The organism is Fulvivirga imtechensis AK7, from assembly GCF_000331535.1.
In the GTDB taxonomy this organism is placed as follows: Bacteria; Bacteroidota; Bacteroidia; order Cytophagales; family Cyclobacteriaceae; genus Fulvivirga; species Fulvivirga imtechensis.
This window is the reverse complement of record NZ_AMZN01000143.1, coordinates 1-1,914: the sequence shown is the minus strand read 5'-3', so window position 1 is coordinate 1,914 and position 1,914 is coordinate 1. Positions and strand designations below refer to the sequence as shown.

1 protein-coding gene is annotated in these 1,914 nt (G+C 46.3%); it reads right to left on the bottom strand.

Annotated features, from left to right (window positions below; translation table 11 throughout):
* A partial coding sequence (locus C900_RS29555; protein WP_185114009.1) for a toprim domain-containing protein occupies positions 1-1,766 on the bottom strand: 1,766 nt, incomplete at its 3' end.
* Between the last annotated feature and the right edge of the window lie 148 nt (positions 1,767-1,914).

Sequence of the window (1,914 nt, the reverse complement as noted above, 5' to 3'; positions counted from 1 at the left end):
CTGATCTTGGTTTGCAGGTAGGTTTTGCCGCTTCCGGATCTTCCAAAGATGATGGCGTGCAGTGGTTCATCAAAGAACCTTGACAGGTACAGGAAGAAGAGCAATAAGCCGTTTTTCTGTTCTCCGATCAGGCCGCTCTGGCTGATCAAAGACAGGGTCTTTTTTACAAGCTCCGGTGACTTTAAAAACTTCATGGCCTGCTGCTCTTCCTTGTCGGTCATTTCATAAAGCTTTGGTTTCAGGGCTTTGACCTGGGCTTCCCGTTCCTTCATCCTGTACTCTTCCAGTTTCTCGGTCAACTCTGTTACGGTGTTACTTACTAATGTGGTGCTGAGTTCCAAGGCTTCTGTAAGGTTCTGAACCAGTTTTTTGGTGCTCTGGTGACTGTACAGGTTTACATCATCCCTGAAGGTCTTGTATTTGTTTTCCTTGCTTTTTATGTGCAGGCTGACCTTTAAACGGCTAAGGTTCTCTTTCTCGATTCCGCCCCAGACCGTGGCGGTCAACCACTCATTTTCAAAGGTGATTTGTTCGGGGTTTTCAGTATCAAGGATACATTTGCTTTCTGGTGCCGGTGGTTTTGGTGTTGTGGGTTTGGGCTTTTCTTCCTTTTCATTTGAAGTAAAAAAAGGTTTTCTATTATCTAGTAAGTGCGTGAAGATCTCCGCCTCGTGAGATTGGGCAAGGCTGTTTATATCTTCATTTTTGGGTACTTCTACTTCTGTAATTTTAGTGGTAGGCTTTAGTTGCTGCAGCTCTTTGCTGTATTTCTCTGTGGCTTTCCTTCCGGCTTCATCTCCATTTAAAAAGAAGATGATTTCCTCAAGCTCCTGCAGATCCCCAATAGCTTTGGCGTGCTCTTCTGTTAGTCCGTTAGTACCGCAAAGGGCTAGCAGTTCATAATCCTGTAATTCAAGCTGTTGCAAAGTGGCTGCATCAATAATGGATTCTGTCAGGATCAGTTTTTTAGTTTCTGGTTTGGGATGGTTGGGGTAAAGTCCTTGTCTGTCTTTCAGGTAAAAGTGCCTCGCTTTATGGTTGTCAATCGTGCTTCTAAAGTAAAGGCTTACTACTTGGTTTTGTGGGTTCCTGAGTGCAAACACGATGCAGTTTTTACCAAAAGGGCTGTAGGCTTTTTCTCCCGTTCTATTGTTTACATGGCCTCTGTCCAGTAAAAGGCCGTATTTCAGGCAGCTTTCGACCAGGTGTTTTTCTTTCCTGTTTCCATGGTGGAACTGGCCACTGTTGTAGCCGACCTGTAGTTTGTCTTTGTTTAGATTTCTGCTCTCGAGGTATTCTTTGGCTGGTTTGCTGTTGTGGACTCCGTTCCTGAAGTAGGTAAACATTCGGGTGAGTAGGTCAGCTCTGCTGAGCTCACGAACTCGTGCTGAACGACCGGAGGGAGCGTCAGCATTGGTTCCTGTTATCATGCTTTCTGTCCCTGACGAAGGCTGCGCCTTGTCAGGACGGAGCAAAAGCTCCGCTTTTTTGATGGCTTCGTGTTTGGTGCTCTTGTCCATGTGCCCCGATGCTGACGATCGGGATTCCATGAACATAATGAAGTCGATCACATCGAGGCTCTTGCCGTGGGTGCTGCAGTTGGCACTGAAGCAGTAGCAGCTTTGCGTTTTGTAATACACCTGCAGGCTCGGGGTTTTGTCATCGTGGAAGGGACAGTGCAACATGCCGTGTTTGTCCGGCTTCAGGTGGTAGTGATCCAGTACCTGTGCTAAACCTAGCTGCTGTTTGATATCTGCTATCTCCATTAGCTTTCAGTTTCAAGTTCTTTAAAAAGATCTCTCAACTGCCGAAGGTGGTAAAACTGCTCGGCAGGATCTGGCATGCTCTGCGGGTTGTCACTCACATAGACGATAAGCACGTAAAGCATTTCATCAAGCAGATCGCTGATGTAAA